The sequence below is a fragment of the Azospirillum sp. UENF 312511 genome (assembly GCF_058780635.1).
In genome coordinates this window covers 1-19137 of record NZ_JBSNCG010000001.1, presented here as the reverse complement: position 1 = coordinate 19137, position 19137 = coordinate 1, and the positions used below count along the sequence as shown (strand labels likewise).

General features: G+C 68.5%; 15 protein-coding genes and 2 pseudogenes. 3 read left to right on the top strand and 14 right to left on the bottom strand.

Translation table 11 applies throughout. The features are described from left to right. Positions 1 to 221: 221 nt before the first annotated feature. The 11 genes from ACWPN7_RS00085 to ACWPN7_RS00035 form a co-directional block, all read right to left on the bottom strand. Positions 222 to 1031, bottom strand: a complete 810-nt coding sequence (locus ACWPN7_RS00085) for a substrate-binding domain-containing protein (RefSeq protein WP_040133785.1) — start codon at positions 1029 to 1031, stop codon at positions 222 to 224. An 11-nt stretch (positions 1032 to 1042) separates the two neighbouring features. After that, positions 1043 to 1456, bottom strand: coding sequence for a c-type cytochrome (locus ACWPN7_RS00080; protein ID WP_459198156.1), 414 nt, complete (start codon positions 1454 to 1456; stop codon positions 1043 to 1045). Beyond that, positions 1453 to 1806 carry a hypothetical protein gene (locus tag ACWPN7_RS00075; protein ID WP_459198155.1) on the bottom strand — a complete coding sequence of 118 codons (354 nt, stop codon included), beginning with the start codon at positions 1804 to 1806 and terminating at the stop codon, positions 1453 to 1455. Before ACWPN7_RS00075 ends, ACWPN7_RS00080 begins: the two co-directional genes overlap by 4 nt. Positions 1807 to 1815: 9 nt before the next feature. After that, entirely contained in the window at positions 1816 to 2424 is a 609-nt protein-coding gene (locus ACWPN7_RS00070; protein ID WP_103041611.1) for a cytochrome c oxidase subunit 3, read from the bottom strand. Then, on the bottom strand, positions 2421 to 4358 hold the full coding sequence (ctaD, locus tag ACWPN7_RS00065; protein ID WP_459198154.1) for a cytochrome c oxidase subunit I: 1938 nt from the start codon (positions 4356 to 4358) through the stop codon (positions 2421 to 2423). The genes ACWPN7_RS00070 and ctaD overlap by 4 nt, the downstream gene beginning before the upstream one ends. Positions 4359 to 4370: 12 nt before the next feature. Further along, positions 4371 to 5399, bottom strand: a complete 1029-nt coding sequence (gene coxB, locus ACWPN7_RS00060) for a cytochrome c oxidase subunit II (protein ID WP_459198153.1) — start codon at positions 5397 to 5399, stop codon at positions 4371 to 4373. Further along, on the bottom strand, positions 5396 to 5965 hold the full coding sequence (locus tag ACWPN7_RS00055) for a c-type cytochrome (RefSeq protein ID WP_456526639.1): 570 nt from the start codon (positions 5963 to 5965) through the stop codon (positions 5396 to 5398). The genes coxB and ACWPN7_RS00055 overlap by 4 nt, the downstream gene beginning before the upstream one ends. Next, positions 5937 to 7730, bottom strand: a complete 1794-nt coding sequence (locus ACWPN7_RS00050) for a methanol/ethanol family PQQ-dependent dehydrogenase (protein ID WP_459198152.1) — start codon at positions 7728 to 7730, stop codon at positions 5937 to 5939. The genes ACWPN7_RS00055 and ACWPN7_RS00050 overlap by 29 nt, the downstream gene beginning before the upstream one ends. A 472-nt stretch (positions 7731 to 8202) precedes the next feature. Then, complete coding sequence (locus ACWPN7_RS00045) at positions 8203 to 8544, bottom strand: DMT family transporter (RefSeq protein ID WP_349621846.1); 342 nt, start codon at positions 8542 to 8544, stop codon at positions 8203 to 8205. Further along, positions 8541 to 8780, bottom strand: coding sequence for a hypothetical protein (locus tag ACWPN7_RS00040; protein ID WP_451992966.1), 240 nt, complete (start codon positions 8778 to 8780; stop codon positions 8541 to 8543). Before ACWPN7_RS00040 ends, ACWPN7_RS00045 begins: the two co-directional genes overlap by 4 nt. Positions 8781 to 8939: 159 nt before the next feature. Continuing rightward, the gene (locus ACWPN7_RS00035; RefSeq protein ID WP_451992968.1) at positions 8940 to 9116 is read right to left on the bottom strand and encodes a hypothetical protein; all 177 of its coding nucleotides are present in this window, start codon (positions 9114 to 9116) and stop codon (positions 8940 to 8942) included. Between the two features lie 46 nt (positions 9117 to 9162). Between ACWPN7_RS00035 and ACWPN7_RS00030 the strand changes: the two genes are divergently transcribed. The 3 genes from ACWPN7_RS00030 (at position 9163) to ACWPN7_RS00020 (ending at position 11463) form a co-directional block, all read left to right on the top strand. Continuing rightward, entirely contained in the window at positions 9163 to 9597 is a 435-nt protein-coding gene (locus ACWPN7_RS00030) for an SDR family oxidoreductase (protein ID WP_451992970.1), read from the top strand. Positions 9598 to 9776: 179 nt separating this feature from the next. Then, on the top strand, positions 9777 to 10652 hold the full coding sequence (locus ACWPN7_RS00025) for an ABC transporter permease (RefSeq protein ID WP_459198150.1): 876 nt from the start codon (positions 9777 to 9779) through the stop codon (positions 10650 to 10652). 319 nt (positions 10653 to 10971) lie between these two features. Further along, on the top strand, positions 10972 to 11463 hold the full coding sequence (locus ACWPN7_RS00020) for an MFS transporter (protein WP_451992974.1): 492 nt from the start codon (positions 10972 to 10974) through the stop codon (positions 11461 to 11463). A 31-nt stretch (positions 11464 to 11494) separates the two neighbouring features. Here ACWPN7_RS00020 and ACWPN7_RS00015 read toward each other — a convergent pair. The 3 genes and pseudogenes from ACWPN7_RS00015 to ACWPN7_RS00005 all read right to left on the bottom strand — a co-directional run. Next, positions 11495 to 12366 (bottom strand): annotated as a pseudogene (locus tag ACWPN7_RS00015) (IS701 family transposase); the annotation flags it as partial. A 353-nt stretch (positions 12367 to 12719) separates the two neighbouring features. Beyond that, positions 12720 to 13892 (bottom strand): annotated as a pseudogene (locus ACWPN7_RS00010) (IS701 family transposase); the annotation flags it as partial. A 315-nt stretch (positions 13893 to 14207) separates the two neighbouring features. Continuing rightward, on the bottom strand, positions 14208 to 19137 hold a 4930-nt coding region (locus ACWPN7_RS00005; protein WP_492273079.1), incomplete at its 5' end, for a beta strand repeat-containing protein.

Here is a 19137-nt window from a genome sequence, read left to right as displayed (position 1 = left end):
GCCGTGCGGAAAACGGCTTGGGTGAGATCGCCCAGACGACGGCTTGCCATGCGGCTGCGTTGAACCGCCCGGTGCCGCGGGGCGAAACTCAGATTGCTGTCCACGCCCTCGACCGCATGCTCGCCCTCGGACGCCCGGAATCCGTCCGCGCCGCCTGACGATCAAGGAACCAAGCCAGCGCTCCTCCCTCACGCCTCCGTGCACCAGAGCCGCGCGTCGGCTCAATGCTCGGTCCGAGGCGGCTCCAAACGGGGAACGCCAAAATCGGCGAGAATGGCGTCGATGGCCGCGCGGTTCCGCTCCAGCGCACCGCTGACAAGGTCATGGAACGCCCGGTCACCGCGCCGCAGCCCCATGGAGATGTCGAAGGCCATGGGAAACAGCGGGCCTTCGGCGGGCGGTGCGACCGGGGTGAGGGCCAGTGGAACCGGCTGACGGCCGGCGTGGTAACCGGCGACCGGTCCCCAGACGATGGCGACGTCTACGGCCCCGCTGGCCACCGCCTCCACGATGCCCGCCGCCCCGTCGTCACGGCTGTAGTCGCCGTAAACCATGTAGCCGCGCACGTTGTCGATGATGCCCCGCCGCGTCAGCGCGTGCGCCGGCGGCGTGTTGGCGAAGTCGTCGCCGATCATCTGCACGCCGATGCGCAGGCTCCGCAGGCGCGGATCGTCGAACGAGGTTATGACCGGCCCGCCTTGCGCCCTCGCGACGAACACATAGCCGGAGCGGTAATAGGGGGCTGTGGTGGACACCATCTCCAGGCCGCTCGGCACGCCGGGGATGAGGTCGCACAGCCCTTCCTTCAGCGTGTTGCGGATGAAGCCGCGCCGCTGCGGCCACCATGTGTAGGCGACCGGAACGCCGAGGTCGGCGGCCAGAAGCTCCACGATCCTGTTCTCGAACCCCTCGCGGCGCTCGTTGGAGAAGGGAAGGTTGTTCGGATCGGCGCAGACGCGCAGTTCCTCAATGGGGCCCGCGCCGGCGGGTCCCGTGAGCAGCAGGCACAGCGCAAGGGCCGTCCGGAACATCCCCAGCCCCCTCATTTCAAGGTGTAGAGAAAGGCCGCGATGTGCCGCGCGTCGTCCTCGCTCACGTCCAGGGACGGCATGGCGGTTTTCGGGTCAACGCCCTGCGGATCGCGGAGCCACAGGACCAGATTGTCCGGGGTGTTCTGAAGCACCCCCGCCACATAGACCCGGTTGGCGATGCCGCCGAGCGGCGGACCGACGAGGCCGTTGGCCCGATGCACGCCCGGAATGCTGTGGCAGGACCCGCAGCCGTAGCGCAGCACCGCCTCCCGCCCCGCGGACGGGGAGCCGCCGGTGAGGTCCGCGGCCCGCCGTTCCAGCTCCCACCGCTGGTCCTCCCAGGCATAGGCGGCGATCCCGGCGGCGCTCAGCGCCAGCAGCGCGGACACCACAGTGACGGAACGCAAGGAGAGGGTCGCGATCATCGCTCGCATCCCGTCAGGAACACGGCCGCGAGCGCCTGCGCCAGAATCACCAGGATGAAGAAGGCGGCGGTTCCGGCGCTGAGCCCCGCGACGAAACGGCGGTTGCCGGGATCGGAGTCCCAAGCCCGCCCTTTCCCAGGCGGGCGGGCGCGCCAGGAGACGAATCCGGCGACCGCCGTGGCCGCAGCCAGCAGCAGTCCCAGCGCCACCGCCGGCCAGCCGCTGCTCTGCGCGCAGGTCCAGGGCACGAGGGCGCTGCCCCCCTGCTGTTGCAGGAAGGCGGCCACCGGGCCGGTGGCAAGCCCGGCCCAGATGCCGAAACGCCGTGTGCTGTGCTCGGCGGACGGCATGGCATCTCCTCACGCGAACCGTGGGACGAGGTAGAGCAGTGCGTAGATGGGAACCCAGGCGCCGACCACGAAGTTCCAATACAGGGCGTTGTCGGTGACGTCGCCCATGCGCCGGGGGTCCTTGCCGTGCCTGGTGAACATCAGGACGGCCAGCACCGCCGTGTCGCCCACGTCGGTCAGCAGGTGAACGGTGTGCAGGCCGAGGATCGTCCAGAGGATGGAGCCGTAGGCGTTGCTGTCCCACAGCGCGTTCAGCACCGTGAACTCGAACCAGCGGATGCCCAGGGTGACGAGACCGACCGCCAGCATCGCCAGCACGGCGCGGCGCGTGCCGCGCAGGTCCGACGCCTCAGCCACCCGCTTGGCCCAGACGTTGGGGATCAGGCTCAGCAGGAGGGCGGCGGTCATCAGCGTGCCCCAGGTCAAATCGGGCGGGGGCATGCCCGGCGGCCAATGCCGGAACTGCATCATGATGTAGAGATAGGTGAAGCCGGCCAGCACGAAGGCGAAGCCCTCGATCAGCATGAAGCCCATCGTGCCCCACCAGGTCAGGGTGCTCGGCCCATGGCCGTGGGTGGGCAGGTCGGACACGTCCCGGACGAAGTGCCTCTCGCTCATGATTCCACCACCGGTTCCGGAGGGGCGTGGCGCCGCTTCGGCCAGAACCAGCCGACCAGCCCGACCGCCAGCGGCACCGCCCCCCAGACCAGCGCCCATGGCGTGAAGATCGAGCCGATGAACAGCACCGTCACCGCCAGGGCGGACAGCAGCGGCCAGATGGTCGGACGCGGCGAGGGTTCGCGCAGGTCGGGATGCGCGTCCAGGACGGTGGTCAGCAGCACCTCGCGCTCCTCCACCCGCAGGCCGTGGACCATGCCGAGCGGTCCGGCCCTGTCCCACAGCGGCTCCAGCCCCTCCACGACGGGTATATGGGCGAAGTTGTAGCTGGGCGGCGGCGAGGCGGTCGCCCATTCCAGCGTGCCGGCGTTCCACGGGTTCGGGCCCGCGATGCGGCCGGCGCGCAGGCTGACCAGCACGTTGACGAGGAACAGCGCCACGCTGGCCGCGATCAGCAGTGCGCCGAGCGTGGCCGTCAGGTTCAGGCCCGTCCAGCCCAGCTCCGCCGGGTAGGTGTAGACGCGGCGCGGCATGCCCATCATGCCCAGCAGATGCATGGGGAAGAAGGTGACGTTGAAGCCGACGAAGAACAGCCAGAAATTCCACCGCCCCAACCGCTCTCCCAGCATCCGGCCGGTGATCTTGGGAAACCAGAAATAGAAGGCGCCGAACAGCGGGAAGACCGCCCCGCCGATCAGCACGTAATGGAAATGCGCCACGACGAAATAGCTGTCGTGCACCTGGAGGTCGAAGGGGACGGAGGCCTGCATGACGCCGGTCAGCCCGCCCAGCACGAAGATGACGATGAAGCCCACGATGAAGAGCAGCGGCACCGTCCATTGCGGCCGGCCGTCCCACAGGGTGGCGATCCAGCAGAAGATCTGGATGCCGCTGGGGATGGCGATCATCATGCTCGCCGCCGTGAAATAGCCGCTGGCGAGGTGCGGCAGGCCGGTCGCGAACATGTGGTGGACCCACAGCCCGAAGCCGAGAAAGGCGGTGGCGACCAGCGCCAGCACCATGGGCACATGCCCGAACACCGGCCGCCGCGCCATGGCGGCGACGATGCTCGACACCATGCCGAGCGCCGGCAGGAAGATGATGTAGACCTCCGGATGGCCGAAGAACCAGAACAGGTGCTGCCACAGCAGCGGGTCGCCGCCTTCCGCCGGGTTGAAGAATTGCGTGCTGACCAGCCGGTCCATGATCAGGAAGCTGCTGGCCAGCATCACCGCGGGCATGGCGAAGATGACCATGAAGGAGGTCACCAGCATCGACCAGACGAACAGCGGGATGCGGTTCAGGCCCATGCCCGGCGCGCGCATCTTGAAGACGGTGACGATGATCTCCACGGCGACGGCCAGGGCCGCCACTTCGGTGAAGGTGATCATCTGCGCCCAGAAGTCGGTGCGCTTGCCGGGCGAATATTCCGGACCGGCCAGCGGCACGTAGCTGAACCAGCCGGTCTCCGGTCCCGTGTTCATCAGGAAGGCGACGACGATCATCACCCCGCCGAACAGGTACACCCAGTAGCTAAAGGCGTTCAGCCGCGGAAAGGCGATGTTGCGCGTTCCCACCATCAGCGGCACGAGATAGACCGCCATCGCCTCCATGATCGGCACGGCGAACAGGAACATCATCGTCGTGCCGTGCATGGAGAAGAGCTGGTTGTAGCGGTCCGGCCCGACCAGCGTGTTCTCCGGCTGCGCCAGTTGCAGCCGCATCAGCAGGGCGAGGACACCGCCCACCAGGAAGAAGACGAAGCCGGTGGTGATGTAGCGCCGCCCGATCCGCTTGTGGTCCACCGTGGTCAGCCACCCCCACAGCCCCGGCGGCGTGCCCCAGGTCCGCTCCAGCCGGCGCATGGTGTCCTCCTCACCGAGGGAGGGGCCGTCGCGGAGTTCGGAGGAGGAGACGCCATCCCTGGGACCCATGACGCCCCTCCTTCACTTCAGGCTGTCGAGGTAGGCGACGAGCGCCTGCAGGTCCGATGGCGGCACGCCCACCAGCGGCATGTGGTTGCCGGGCTTGATGCGCTGCGGGTCGGCGATCCAGCCGGCGAGGTTGCCCCGGTTGTACGGCAGGGCGCCCGCGGCGATGCTCCGCCGGCTTGCCAGATGCGTCAGGTCCGGCGCCACGGAGGCCGAGGCCGGCGTGCCGCGGATGCCATGGCACATCGTGCAGGCGGAGGTGAGGAGCAGGGCCTGCCCACGCGCCTGCGCCTCGTCCGCGGGGGCAGGAGCGGGCGCCAGCTGCGCCTCCTTCCAGGCGTCGAACGCCGTGCGGGAGTGGACGATTACGTCCAGCGCCATGTGCGCGTGCTGAAGCCCGCAGAACTCCGCGCACTGGCCGCGGAAGGTCCCTTCGCGGTCGGCGGTCAGGAACAGTTCGTTGTCGCGGCCGGGGATCAGGTCCATCTTGCCGTGCAGGTTCGGAATCCACAGGCTGTGGATGACGTCCGCCGCCTTCAGCTTGACCCGCACCGGCACGCCGACCGGCAGGTGGATCTCGTTGGCCGTGGTGATGCTGCGGCTGGGGTCGTCGTCGGGATAGCGGACGGTCCACCACCACTGCTTCCCCTCCACCTCGACGACGACCTCCTCCCGGTTGGCGAGGTGGGTGAGGCTCTTGTCCACGGCGTAGCTCGCCGTGACGAAGACGAACAGGATCAGCACCGTGCCGGCGACCCAGGCGACCAGCCCATTGGTCAGCCGCCGCTCGCCCCCGGCCTGACGCGGCAGGGTTCCGCCCGGCTCCACCCAGCGGTGCCGCCGCGTCAGCGCCCACAGCAGCCAGAGCAGGACGACGGCGTAGACGAAGGCGCAGCCGGCGAGGAGAATCCACCCCATCACGCCGATCCGCGCGGCCTGCCCGCCCGCCGGGTCCAGCATGGATTGCGGGCCGGAGCAGGCGGTCAGGACGAGGAAGGGAACAACCCTCCCCGGTCTCAACAAGGAAACGGGCGCCCCTCTCATGGCCCGCGTCCTTCCGACGACGGAGAGGCCACGCCGCCCGGCTTCGGTGGGGACACGGGCTGGTTCTGCTCGCCCGGCGTGACGGCCATGTGATCGTCGCGGCCGGGCGCGACGTCCTTGCGGACCTCGCGCTGCATGGAGCGGACATAGGCGGCGATCTGCCACAATTGCTGGTCGGGGATCTTGTTGCGGAAGGACGGCATGCCGTTGGGCCGCCCCTCGACGATGGTCGCGGCGATGTTCTCCAACTCCCCGCCGTATATCCACACCTCGTCCATCAGCGGCGGTCCGATGTCGCCGCCGCCGTGCGCGTGGCAGCCCGAGCAGTTGAACCATTCGAACAGGCGCTTGCCTTCCGAGACGTGGTAGGCGTTGTCCTCATATTCCCGCCTCTGCGGGGGAGGTGGGCTGGGAGCGCCGGCGTAGAGCGTGCCCTGCACGATGGCACCGGGCTTGATCTCGCCCACCGGCTCCCCACGGTAGCTGCGCTCCTCCCGCTCGCAGGCGGCGAGCAGCAGGACGCCGAGCAGGGCGAGGCTAACGGCGTTGCGGGAGAGCGAAGACATAGAGCATGCCTCCCTTGGTGGTCCGCTGCGGCAGGTCGGAGACGGCGTTGACGAAACCCTTGGCGGCGCTGGCGTCATGGGGGTCGAGATCGCCGGCCACGATGGCGCCGGCCCAGCCGCCCACGCCCGACAGGATCGCGATGTATTGCCGCCCGTCCGGCCCGCGATAGCTGATCGGCTGCCCGATGATCCCGGACCCGGTTTTGAACTGCCACAGCAGCTCCCCGCTGCCGGCGTTCACCGCCTTGAACCACCCGTCCATGGTTCCGTAGAAGACGAGGCCGCCGGCCGTCGCCAGCGCACCGGACCACAGCGGCAGGTCCTCCTTGAGTTCCCACACCTTTTTTCGTTGGGCGGGGTCCCAGGCGGTGAAGGTGCCGCGGTGGCCGCCGGGGCCGGCGTACATCTTGACGTTGGCGCCGACGTAGGGCGTGCCGGCAATGTAGTTCGCCTCGACGCTTTCCCAATCCATGCACAGATTGTTGTGCGGAATGTAGACGATCCCGGTTTTCGGCGAGAAGGCGGACGGGTTCCAGTCCTTTGCGCCCGGCGCGGTCGGGCAGATGTCCCGCACCACCTTGCCGACGCGCGGATGCTTCTCCTCGTTGTATTCGATCAGGCCGGTCTTCAGGTCCACGCCCTTGGTGCTGTTGGCCGGGAAATAGGGGTCGGCGGCCAGCACCTCACCGCTGCTGCGGTCGATGACGTAGAGATAGCCGTTGCGCTCCGGCCGGATCAGCACCTTGCGGGGTTGTCCCTGCCAGGGCATATCGAGCAAAATCAGCTCGTTGATGCCGTCGTAGTCGTACAGATCGTGGGGCACCGCCTGATAGAACCAGCGGGCCTGTCCGGTGTCGGGGTTGCGGGCGAAGATGCCTCCGGTCCATTTGTTGTCGCCGGGCCTCTGCTCCGGATTCCAGGGGCCGGGATTGCCAGTGCCGTGATAGATCAGGTCAAGCTCGGGGTCGTAGCTGATCCAGCCCCAGACCGTGCCGCCGCCGATCTCCCAGGCGTTGGGCGGCCATGTGCCGACGCCGAGGTCCTTGCCCTTTTCCTTGTCGTAGAAGGGTTTGTAATCGTCCCCGATCAACACGTCCTTATCGGGGCCGGTGTTGTAGGCACGCCAGACAATCTTGCCCGTCCCGGCATCGAGCGCGGTGATCCAGCCGCGCACCCCGAACTCCCCACCCGCGTTGCCGACCAGCACCTTCCCTTTCACCACCAGGGGCGCCATGGTCATGGTCTCGCCCTTGTTGATGTCGCCGAGCTTGGTGCGCCACACTTCACTACCCGTCTCCGCGTCCACGGCGACGGTCTGGGCGTCCAGCGTGTTGATGAAGATCCGGCCGTCGGCGAAGGCAGGCCCACGGTTCACGTAATCGCAGCAGGCGACTCCCTGCGCGGAGGCGGCCGGTTTCGGCTCGAACGTCCATTTGGTGGGCGCGCCGGGCTTGGTGAGGTCGAGAGCGTAGAGTTTGTTGGGATAGGGGGTCACCACATACATGGTGTCGTTCACCACCAGCGGTGCCGCCTCATGCCCGCGCACGACACCGGTGGAGAAGGTGAAGAAGACCTGGAGGTCGCGAACGGTGTTCGTGTCGATTTCGTCCAGTTCGCTGTAGCGGGTGCTGGCGTAGTTCTTGGCAGCCATCACCCAATTGCCATCGTCGGGCGGCGAGGCCGCCGGAGCGGGAATGGCCTTGGCCAGGGTTTGTGATTCCTGACCCAGCGCCGGAAAAGCGGGGACGGCCGCTTCAAACGCCAAAAGCCATAGAAAGGTGAGGCAAGGAGGCGATCGTCTCAAGATACGAAACCTCCAAATGGAATTCCCCAATTCAAGAACCGGCGAATAGAAGGAAAAGTTCCATCGTCTAGGCTGTCTTGCGACCGGGTTTCGAAAGAATTTATTTGAGAGAAAATTTGTTGGTAACTTGTCAGCCGACGGTGCCCTTAAGGCCTGGCATCGCCGTCCGCATCGATGCCGGTCACATCGTCTTCCATCACGCCGAAGGCCGCTCCCGTGTTCCTTCCGATTTGCAACAGGATATCGTCCTCTTTGGTCAGGGGACGCACCATAGAGCGGGCATGATTGTACGCCGGCATTATCAACCAAGACCGCAACGGTCGAGCGGATGCTGACCCGGCCGTCCTTGGTCCACCGGAGTTGGCGCCCGACAGCGTAGCGAAAGACGGCCGGAAGCTGGGGCGCTGGGGAGCACGGGACCAGAGGGTTTGGGTCAAGCCGCGGGCGGTTCCATAGCGCCTGCCAGGATGAAGACACCCAGAACGATGACGGCGATGCCGAACAGCGCCGATGGGGCCAGGGCTTCGCCGAACAGCCACCAGCCGCCGATGGCGGCACCGGCCATGCCGAACCCTGCCCAGACCGAATAGACGAGCGAGATGGGGAAACGTTGAAGGGACATCGACAACAGCCAGAAGGACAGGGCATAGCCGATGGCGACGATCACCATCGGGCCGATCCGGGTCATCCCATCCGCGGCTTTCAACGCGATCGTGGCGGTGATCTCCGCCAGGATCGCGACGGCAAGAAGCCCATAGGCGCCGGCCGCGGTCATGCGGCCACCGGATTCGTCCGAACCGAATCCTCCTGAACCGCGGGGGCTTCGTCGAACATGCCGAGATCGTCGGCGAACTGGTCGACGATCGAGAGGTTGGCCGGGGCGGACAGGCAGGCGGCCAGATAGTCCGAAAGCGTCGGCGGCAAGGCAAAGCCCTCGGCGGTCAGCCGCTCGTTGGCAAAGACGACGCCGAGTGTGCTGAACTGGTAATAAGCGCGCATCGCCCGCAGCATGGCGACCTCGATCGGCCGATTGAGGCCGAAGACCGCTTGGAAACGCGCCCGCAGTGTCTTCCAGTCTCCGTCGTCGAACCGGCTGTAGCAACGGGCGCCGCCTTGAGGGTCGCACCGTTCGAAGGCGGTGGCCAGACTGTCCCAGGTGGTGCGTTTCTCCTAACGCAGCAGATCGGCCGGTTCGCTTCGGTACAGCACCGACAGGGCGACCAGCCCCGAAAGGCAGGCGATGGCGGTGACGAACAGGGTCGTGATGCCGCCGAGCCACCAGGTGAGCACCAGCGGGATCCCCATGAACCAGGCGAGCCCGCCGAGAAGGGCGGCGATGAGGAACATCAAAAGGTTGCCGACGAGGGCGACCCAGAGGGATTGCTCGAGAACGATGGCGCGGAGTAAGGGGGAACCGCAAGCCCGCACCCGGCTTGTCGAAAACCTGACCCGTTTCATGGGCGCCGATGCCGCCCGCGCGGCCATTCAGCGGGTCGAGATCGTCGTCGGCGACATCACCGATCCGGCAAGCCTCGAAGACCGCCGTCTGGACGCCGTGACCCACCTCCTGCATCTCGCCGCCGACACCTCCTTCCGTGCGCAGGAGCATTGCCAACTCGTCAATGTCGAGGGCACCAGGGCCCTGGCCGCGCGGGCGCGGCGTATGCCGCATCTGCACCGCTTCCTCTATGGCGGAACCGCGATGATCTGCGGCCGCAACCCTCCGCCCGTGGTCCAGGAATCCGATGCTCCGGCGGACGCAACGCAGCACCTCGTTCCCCATAACCACCAAGGACGCTTCCCATGTTCCCCGGCACGCGATGGCTGATCCTGGCCACCGTTTCCAGCGCCCTGTTTCCTGATCCGCCTCACCTTTACGGACGCGGAGGAGCGGTCGCTTGACCGGGGCGGCGCTGTCGCGGCTCGGATCCGCGCGTGTGCTTTGGGGCGCACTCCTGGTGACCGGCTTGGCCCTGCTGGCCTTCCTCGCCAGCTACGAGGGTCGCCGTGGCGATCCTGACGCTGGCCTTCTCCGGTCTGCTGATTCTGGTCCAGGTTGGATTGCTGCTGGGCCAGCTTGACGCCTTCACCCTCCCGCTCACGCGGTCCAAGGCGGATTTGTGGATCACCGCCCCGAACATTCAGAGTTGGGACCAGTCGACCGTCGTTCCGGCCCGTGTCGAAGGTCTGTTCTGGTCGCATCCCGCCGTTCGGGAGATTCGCGAGATGAGCCTCGGATACACCGACTGGCGGACCGGGGATGGCGCGAGGCAGAACGTCATGATCGTCGGCGTCACCATCCAACCGGGTGCGCTCCGCGGGCTTGAGGGCATTGCGGAAGACACGCTGGCGGTCCTGTCGAATCCCGAGACGGTGTTGGTGGACCAGGCCGACGCGGCCAAGCTGGGGGCAACGATAGGCGGAACCGCGGAGATTGCCGGAAAGCGCGTAACGGTCGGTGGATTCGTTCGCGGATTCCGCAGCAATCTCATGCCCGAATCCCTCCGGCGGATCAACGCGGACTGGACGAGCAGCGGGCCCCCGTATTTTCTGTTGAAGCTCGATCCCCGCTTCGCTGTCGAACAAGTGCGGCGCGAGCTTGAGGCCGCCGGTGGGATGCAGACCTACGGCGTGGCGACGCCGGAAGATTTGACCAGGACGTCCGCCCTGTTCTGGCTCGAAGAATCCGGCGCAGGCACCTCCTTTGGCTTTTCCATGCTGCTGGCGCTTCTGGTCGGTGTCGGCGTGACGGGCCAGACCCTGCGTGGCGCGGTGATCGCCTCGCTGAAGGAATATGCGGCGTTGCGCGCCCTCGGCGTCACGGTCGGCCAACCCCGCACAAGACAGATCCAACGCCCATCCGAATCATGGGAGAGGCCGTGAGTGAGAGTGGCGCCGCCGATGAAGCCCGTGGCGCCGGTCAAAAGAACAGTGGTCATCTGTATCGAGTCCTTGAGGGAAGGCCGCTGCGTCGCACCACGCAGGCAGCGGCTTGGCGGTCAACCTTCCATCGCTGTGTGCAGATTTCGTGGAGCTTCCATCAAGGCCGGGTCGGTTCGCCCATTTGACCCCGGGGAACCCCGTCTCTGCACAATCTTCACAATCGATGGATCGTCCCTCCACGACCGGATGGCACTTGGTCCGGGTACGTTGCCCGGGGACAATTGATGGTTTCGCTTGCTCGACAAAATCTTGTACATGAATGGAGGCGGTTTCGGCCGGGCTGTGGATCGCGGCCCTCACGGTGATGGGGCTTGGGAGCGGTGCCGCGATGACGGCCGCGTCCTCGGCCATCATGCTCTCGGCCCCCGAGGACCGGGCCGGAATGGCGGCGTCGGTCGAGGAGGTTTCCTACGAGTTGGGAGGAACGCTCGGCATCGCGCTGCTGGGCAGCCTGATGTCGCTGCTTTACACACGGGCCATGCTCGTGCCGCCCGGGATTGCGATTGCTCCCGAGGTGCGCGACAGCATTGATGAGGCCCTTGCTCTATCGGAAGGACTGGTACCATCCCAGGCCGGGCAGGTGATCGGCGTGGCCCGGGCGGCCTTCGACCAAGCCTTCACCGGTGTCGTCGGCACGGCCGCTCTGATGCTGATTGCCGTCGCCTTCGTCGTGCGTCGCATGCTTGCCGGTCAGGAAGGGGCGAAAGGCGACGGTTCTTCGGAGCGACGGGTTGATGGGTGCCGAGGTTGATGCGTCCGGCGGGCGGCCATCCGCCCCCCAGCCGGCCGGGTCCTCTCCCCGCGATGGCCGTCTTGCGCACGACGGTGAGGAAAGCCAGGGCGGGCATCGCCAGGGTAATGTGCCGGTGCCAGCCGGTCCAGGAGCGCACCTCGTACTGGTCGAGCCCGACCTCGCCCTCGGCCAACTCAAAGGCGCTCTCGATGATCCAGCGGGTGCCGGCCACCCGGACCAGCTCCTCCAGCGTGGTCCCACCCGTGGCGAAGGTGAAGTAAAAGGTCAGGTCGCCATCCCCCAAGCGGCGTCGGATCAGCAGCCCTTTCTGCCAGCCCTCTGGCGCGCCGCGAAACGGCAGGTGAGCCCGGTCGTACAGCCGTGGCCCTTTGCTGCCCGTCCCGGCGCTGAGCCGGTGCCAGCCGTCGGCTGGCACCTCTTCCACCCAGTCGCACACAGTGCCCGGAAACAGCCGCTGCCCGCTCGTCACCGCCAGCACGTACCCGACCCGGCGCCGGACCAAGGCTTGGCGCAAAACGCTGTCAGCTCCATAGACACTGTCGGCGACGACCCACGCGCATGGCACGCCGGCGTCGAGCGCGCGCTCCAACAGCGCTATGTCGAGGACCAGCACGGCCTGCGGATCCCCAAGTGTTCGATCACGTAGGTGCGGAGGTCGTCGCGCACCGCGTCGGCATCCCAGCGCATCCACGCCAGAAAGTCCTGCACGCTGTCCGGACTGGCGTCCCCCGCCGCCTCGGCCAGTTGCCATCCGTTCTTGCGCTCCAGCGGCGCCAGCAACCCCGCCACGTAGGAGCGAGCCCGTCGGCGCGCTTCCACCCGGCTGAACCGCGGACAAAGGCGCTCCATCAGCGCGTCAAGATCACCGCTCCAACCCATCGCTTCGGCAACCGTCGTCATGGTCGGCCCCCGCCTCCAGGATGCCAAACTACTCACCAGCTGCCGCCCACAATAATCCCGGCTGTAGTACTAGTACTACTTTGGCAGTTCTACTCGCGCCTGTGCGGGATGAGCCAAGACCGACAGCACGGACATCGAACGGGTGCGGTGGCCTGGATTTGCGCGAGAATGGCCTGACGGACGGCGGGGAGCGTCGGTTGCGGAGGCGGCCCGCGGTCTGCGCGGCTCGCTTTTTCCCCCCTCCAGCGCTAAGAGCCCGTTTGAGAATGCGGAAAATCCGCAGCATATAGGGAAATAACCTCAGACCACCTACTATATGTTGTGTTCTGCGCTAGTTCTCAAACAGGCTCTAAGGCGAGGCGCTGGTGCTGAAGGAAGGCCAAGGCGATCGTCACCAGCACGGCATGGTGGTGCAGGCTATGCCAGCCCCGTCCCTCGAAGTGATCGAGCCCGAGTTCCTCCTTCATTTGCTGGTACCCTTGTTCGCAGACCCAGCGCGCCTTGATCCGGGCGGCCAGAACCGGCAGCGTCGTGTCGGGCGGCAAATTGCTCAGGTAGTACTTGGCATCCCCGTTGTCGCGGCGCTCCCCGATCAGCCACACCTCGTCGCCGGGCAGCGGCGTCCGGTTGCCCTGCGGCGGCCCGTCGGCGACGCGGACCCGCACCGCGGCGAACTCCGCCGCGAGCGGCCCCTTGGTGCCGATGCGCCACGTGAGGCGCTGCCAGGACGCCGTCTTCAGAAAGCTGCGGGCGGCGACCGGCTTCTCGCTGGCGATGCCGCGCTTGCGCGGTCGTCCGCGCGTCGCCACCGGCCATGTTTCCCGAACGGCCATGCCGTAGACCGATTGGTTGCTTTGCACGCCGACGACCCAGGTCATGTGACGGTCGCTCCGCCCTTTGCGGAACGCCGCGCCATTGCCATAGCCGGCATCAGCGAGCACGGTGCCGAAACGCACGCCCAAGCCGCCCAGGCGGTCCAGTTCCGTCAAAGCGATGGCCGGCTTGGTCCGCGTACACGCCCACTCCTCCGGGACGCCGGCGCGCCGGCACCGCAGGGCGTCGCCCGCCCAGTCGTCCGGCAGGAACAGGCGCAAGGCGACGGGGACGGGCACCTCGGCGCGCGCCAGGGTCAGGGAAACCAGCGCTTGGCAGGTGGCCTGCTTGCCCAGAGCCCCACAATACTGGTGGGTAACGCCGACCGAGCGCTCGCCCTTCTTGGGCAGCGCGACATCGTCGATGATCAGCACGGCGTCCGGGCCGCCGACCGGGGCATCGGCCTTGGCGGCCAGAACCGTCTCCAGCGCGGCGCTGTCCCAGGCGCGGCTGGCGATGAAGTTGTGGAGCTGGTCGTAGTCGTCCGGCGTCAGGTCGGCCGCCATTGGCTGGATGCTCTTGCGCTCCGTCCGCCCGAACAGTCCCCGGAGGTAGATCGGTGCCCAGCGCCGCCGCGCCGCGTGCCCCAACACCTCCAGAAAAGGCTCCAGCCAGTCCGAAAGCTCGGCTTCCCAGCTTCGCACCTCCAACATGAACGCCTCCAGCCGAACTTTGCGGTTCAGCCCGAGAACAGGCGCAGCTTCGCTCCGTTACCCAGAAAATGCCAAAGTAGTGCTAGTCGGCCTCCGGGAAACCCGGCGCGGTTCATTCTGAACGGAGCCGCGACGGCGGCCCCGCAGGCTCATGCCTGCGAAGGTAAGCGGGCGGACGGTCGCGCTCGCCGCTTGATGGTATGGCGCCATTCCCGGTCGCGCACGCCGGCCGCCCGCAAAGAAAAAGGCGGGTGCCGGAGCCCGAAGGCCCCGGCACCCGCCTTTCGTTTGCGGAGCGCGCTGCGGCGCCGCCGCTCAGCCGAACCAGGCGGCGACGTTGCCGGTCTGGCCGAGGATGGTGATGCGGTTGCCCCCGCCGACGTCGAGCGTGGTGTTGCCGCCCTCCACCCGCGCCGAGCGGATCACCGCGCCGAGGTCGACGCCGGCCTCATAGAAGGCCAGGCGGTCCACCCCCACCTCGAAGTCCATCACCACCGACCCGCCGGAGTTGCGCCCGAAGGCGAAGACGTCCGCGCCCTCGCCGCCCCACAGCGTGTCCGCCCCGCCGTCGGCGAACAGCACGTCGTTGCCGGCCCCGCCGTGCAGCACGTCGTCGCCCGCCCCGCCGAACAGCGTGTCGTCGCCCTCCTCGCCAAACAGCGTGTCGTTGCCCTCGCCGCCCAGCCCCAGGTCGTTGCCCGACCCCAGAGCGATCAGGTCGTTGCCCGACCCGCCCAGCGCCGTGTCGTTGCCGTCCCCGCCGCTCAGCGTGTCGTCGCCCTCGTCGCCGTACAGAAGGTCGTCGCCCTCCTCGCCGAACAGCAGGTCGTTGCCCGCCCCGCCGCTCAGCGTGTCGTTGCCCTCATTGCCGGTCAGCGTGTCGTCGCCCTCCTCGCCGAACAGCACGTCGTCGCCCTCGCCGCCGAAGCCGCGGTCGTCGCCCGTGCCGCCGCCGATCAGGTCGTTGCCCGACCCGCCGAACAGCCAGTCGTCGCCCTCGCCGCCGTGCACCAGGTCGTCGCCCTCGTCGCCGTACAGCGTGTCGTTGCCGCCGGCGCTGGTGATCGTGTCGTTGCCGCCGCCGCCGTGCAGGAGGTCGTCGCCTTCGCCCAGATGCATGTACTGCTCGTGGTCGTCGCCGTAGACGATCTGCTCGCCGTCGCCACCGATCAGCGTGGCGTTGCCGACCACCGCCGCGAACTCGACGTTGTCGAGCTGGATGGTCACCGGCCCGGCCAGGCCCGTGGTGTTGAGCACCACCGCGGTCGGTGCCGTGCTGGTCGGGCCGGTGCCGCCCAGCGTGGTGCCGGTCACCTTGGTCTGCACCGCCTGGCCGGCGGCCACGCCGGGGGCGGTGAAGTCGATGGCGCGGACCAGAAGCTGGGCCTGCGCCGACAGCACCGAGAGGAAGCCCGAACCGCCGCCGGTCAGGGTGCCGCGCGCGGCGGTGCCCTCGTCGGTGCGCGCCTCGATGGCGGCGATCAGCCCGGTCAGCCCGGTCAGCGCCTGGGCGGCGGTCTGCCGCTCGGCGGCGCCGGTGGCGGTGACGGCGACGCCGGTGGAGACGCTGACCGTCAGCGTGGTCCGGGTGGAGACCTGGCCGGTCTGCGCGTCGACCACCTGCTCGCGCACCACCGGGACGTCGGCGAGGTCGGGGTTGGCGGTGCTGGTGTCCTCGACGCGGGTGCCGGTGCTGGCCTCGATGGTCACGGTGGTGGTGCGGCTGCCGTCGCCGTTGGTGGTGACCGCGCCGGTGACGGTGGCGCCGTCGACGGTGGCGACCGGCGGCGGGGCGACGGGGGCGGGCTTGTCGACGGTGGCGGTGAGCTTCTGCGTCGTCGCGGTGAAGGGCAGCGAGGCGTTGCCCGCCGGGTCGGTCAGGGCGAGCGTCAGGGTCAGCGTGCCGTCGCCCAGGCCGGAGAGGTCGAGCCCGCCGACCTGCGCGGTCGGGCCGCTCATCACGCCGCTGCCGGAGACCTGGCCGCCGCCGGCGGAGGTGATCGTCCAGGTGAAGGCGGCGCCGGCCTCGCCGCCGCTGATGGTGAAGGCGGTGCTGGACTGCTCGATGGCGTCGATGCTGTCGTCGTCGAACAGCACGCTGGCCGTCGGCGGGGTGGTGTCGACGGTCAGCGTGTGGGTGGCGGGGCTCGACACGTTGCCGGCGGCGTCGGTGGCGGTGGCCGCGACGGGGTTGGCGCCGTTGGGGTCGAGGCTGAGCGAGCCGGCGGTCGGGGTGGCGGTGGCGAGGTCGAGGCTCCAGGTGCCGCTCCCCGAGGCGGTGGTGATGTAGGTGGCGCCGCCCACCGTGACGGTGACCGTGGCGTTGGCCTCGGCGGTGCCGGTGAGGGTGGGGGTGGTGCTGTTGGTGAGCGCGGTGGTGACGGTGGGGGCGTCGGGCAGGGTGGTGTCGATGGTCAGCGTCTGGGTGCCCGGCGCGGAGACGTTGCCCGAGGCGTCGGTGGCGGTGGCCGCGACGGTGTTGGCGCCGTTGGGGTTCAGGCTCAGCGACCCGGAGGTCGGGGTAGCGGTGGCGAGGTTGACGCTCCAGCTCCCGTTGGTGGCGGTGGTGGTGTAGGTGGCGCCGCCCACCGTGACGGTGACCGTGCTGCCGGTCTCGGCGGTGCCGGTGAGGGTGGGTGTGGTGCTGTTGCTCAGCGCGGCGCTGGTCACCGTCGGGGCGTCGGGCAGGGTGGTGTCGATGGTCAGCGTCTGGGTGCCGGCCGAGGAGGTGTTGCCCGCCGCGTCGGTGGCGGTGGCCGAGACGGCGTTGGTGCCGTTGGCGTTGAGGCTCAACGATCCAGCGGTCGGCGTCGCCGTGGCGAGGTTGATCGACCAGCTGCCGTTGGTCGCCGTCGTGGTGTAGGTGGCGCCGCCCACCGTGACGGTCACCGTGCTGCCCGCTTCCGCCGTGCCGGTGAGGGTGGGCGTTGCGCTGTTGGTCAGCGTCGCCGAGGTCACCGCCGGGGCGTTGGGTGCCGTGGTGTCGATGGTCAGCGTTTGCGTGCCGGCCGTGGAGACGTTGCCCGCCGCGTCGGTGGCGGTGGCCGAGACGGCGTTGCTGCCGTTGGGGTTGAGGCTCAGCGAACCGGAGGTCGGCGTCGCCGTGGCGAGGTTGACGCTCCAGGTCCCGTTGGTCGCCGTCGTGGTGTAGGTCGCTCCGCCCACCGTGACGGTCACCGTGCTGCCGGTCTCGGCTGCGCCGGTGAGGGTCGGAGTCGTGCTGTTGCTCAGCGCCGTTGAGACGGTCGGGGCGGTCGGGGCCGTGGTGTCAACGGTCAGCGTCTGGGTACCCGGCGCGGAGACGTTGCCCGAGGCGTCGGTGGCGGTGGCCGAGACGGCGTTCGTGCCGTTGGGGTTCAGGCTCAGCGAGCCGGCGGTCGGAGTGGCGGTGGCGAGGTTGACGCTCCAGGCGCCGGTCCCCGAGGCGGTGGTGGTGTAGGTGGCGCCGCCCACCGTGACGGTCACCGTGGCATTCGCCTCGGCGGTGCCGGTGAGGGTGGGCGTCGTGCTGTTGCTCAGCGCGGCGCTGGTCACCGTTGGCGCGTCGGGGAGGGTGGTGTCGATGGTCAGCGTCTGGGTGCCGGCCGAGGAGGTGTTGCCCGCCGCGTCGGTGGCGGTGGCCGAGACGGCGTTGGTGCCGTTGGGGTTGAGGCTCAGCGTGCCGGCGGTCGGCGTCGCCGTGGCGAGGTTGAGGCTCCAGCTGCCGTTGGTGGCGGTGGTGGTGTAGGTGGCGCCGCCGATGGTGACAGTCACCGTGCTGCCGGTCTCGGCCGCGCCGGTGAGGGTGGGCGTCGTGCTGTTGCTCAGCGCCGTCGTAACGGTGGGCGCGTTGGGCGCAGTGGTGTCGATGGTCAGCGTCTGGGTGCCAGCCGTAGACGTGTTGCCGGCCGCATCCGTTGCCGTCGCCGAGACGGCGTTGGTGCCGTTGGCGTTCAGGCTCAACGAGCCGGAGGTCGGCGTCGCCGTGGCGAGGTTGACGCTCCAGCTGCCGTTGGTGGCGGTGGTGGTGTAGGTCGCCCCACCCACCGTGACGATGACGGTGCTGTCGGCCTCCGCCGTTCCGGTAAGGATTGGCGTGGCGTTTTTGGTCAGCGCCGCGCTGGTCACCGTTGGAGCATCGGGCAGGGTGGTGTCGATGGTCAGCGTCTGGGTGCCGGCCGTGGAGACGTTGCCCGCCGCGTCAGTGGCGGTGGCAGAGACGGCGTTGGTGCCGTTGGCGTTGAGGCTCAGCGAGCCGGAGGTCGGGGTGGCCGTGGCGAGGTTGAGGCTCCAGGTGCCGTTGGTCGCCGTCGTGGTGTAGGCCGCCCCGCCGATGGTGACAGTCACCGTGCTGCCGGTCTCGGCCGCGCCGGTGAGGGTGGGCGTCGTGCTGTTGCTCAGCGCCGTCGTAACGGTGGGCGCGTTGGGCGCAGTGGTGTCGATGGTCAGCGTCTGGGTGCCAGCCGTAGACGTGTTGCCGGCCGCATCCGTTGCCGTCGCCGAGACGGCGTTGGTGCCGTTGGCGTTCAGGCTCAACGAGCCGGAGGCCGGCGTGGCCGTGGCGAGGTTGAGGCTCCAGGTGCCGTTGGTCGCCGTTGTGGTGTAGGTCGCCCCGCCGATGGTGACGGTCACCGTGCTGCCGGTCTCGGCCGTACCGCCAATGGTCGGGGTGGCACTGTTGCTCAGTGCGGCGCTGGTCACCGCCGGCGCGTTGGGCGCGGTGGTGTCGATGGTCAGCGTCTGGGTGCCAGCCGTGGAGACGTTGCCCGCCGCGTCGGTGGCGGTGGCCGAGACGGCGTTGCTGCCGTTGGCGTTGAGGCTCAACGTGCCGGAGGCTGGCGTGGCCGTGGCGAGGTTGAGGCTCCACGTGCCGTTGGTGGCGGTGGTGGTGTAGGTGGCGCCGCCCACCGTGACGGTCACCGTGCTGTCGGCCTCGGCGGTGCCGGTGAGGATTGGCGTGGCGTTCTTGGTCAGCGCGGCGCTGGTGACCGCCGGCGCGTTGGGCGCGGTGGTGTCGATGGTCAGCGTCTGGGTGCCGGCCGAGGAGACGTTGCCCGCCGCGTCGGTGGCGGTGGCCGAGACGGCGTTCGTGCCGTTGGCGTTGAGGTTCAGCGATCCGGAGGTCGGCGTCGCCGTGGCGAGGTTGAGGCTCCAGGTGCCGTTGGTCGCCGTCGTGGTGTAGGTCGCCCCACCCACCGTGACGGTCACCGTGCTGTCCGCTTCCGCCGTGCCGGTCAGGGTCGGCGTCGCGCTGTTGCTCAGCGCC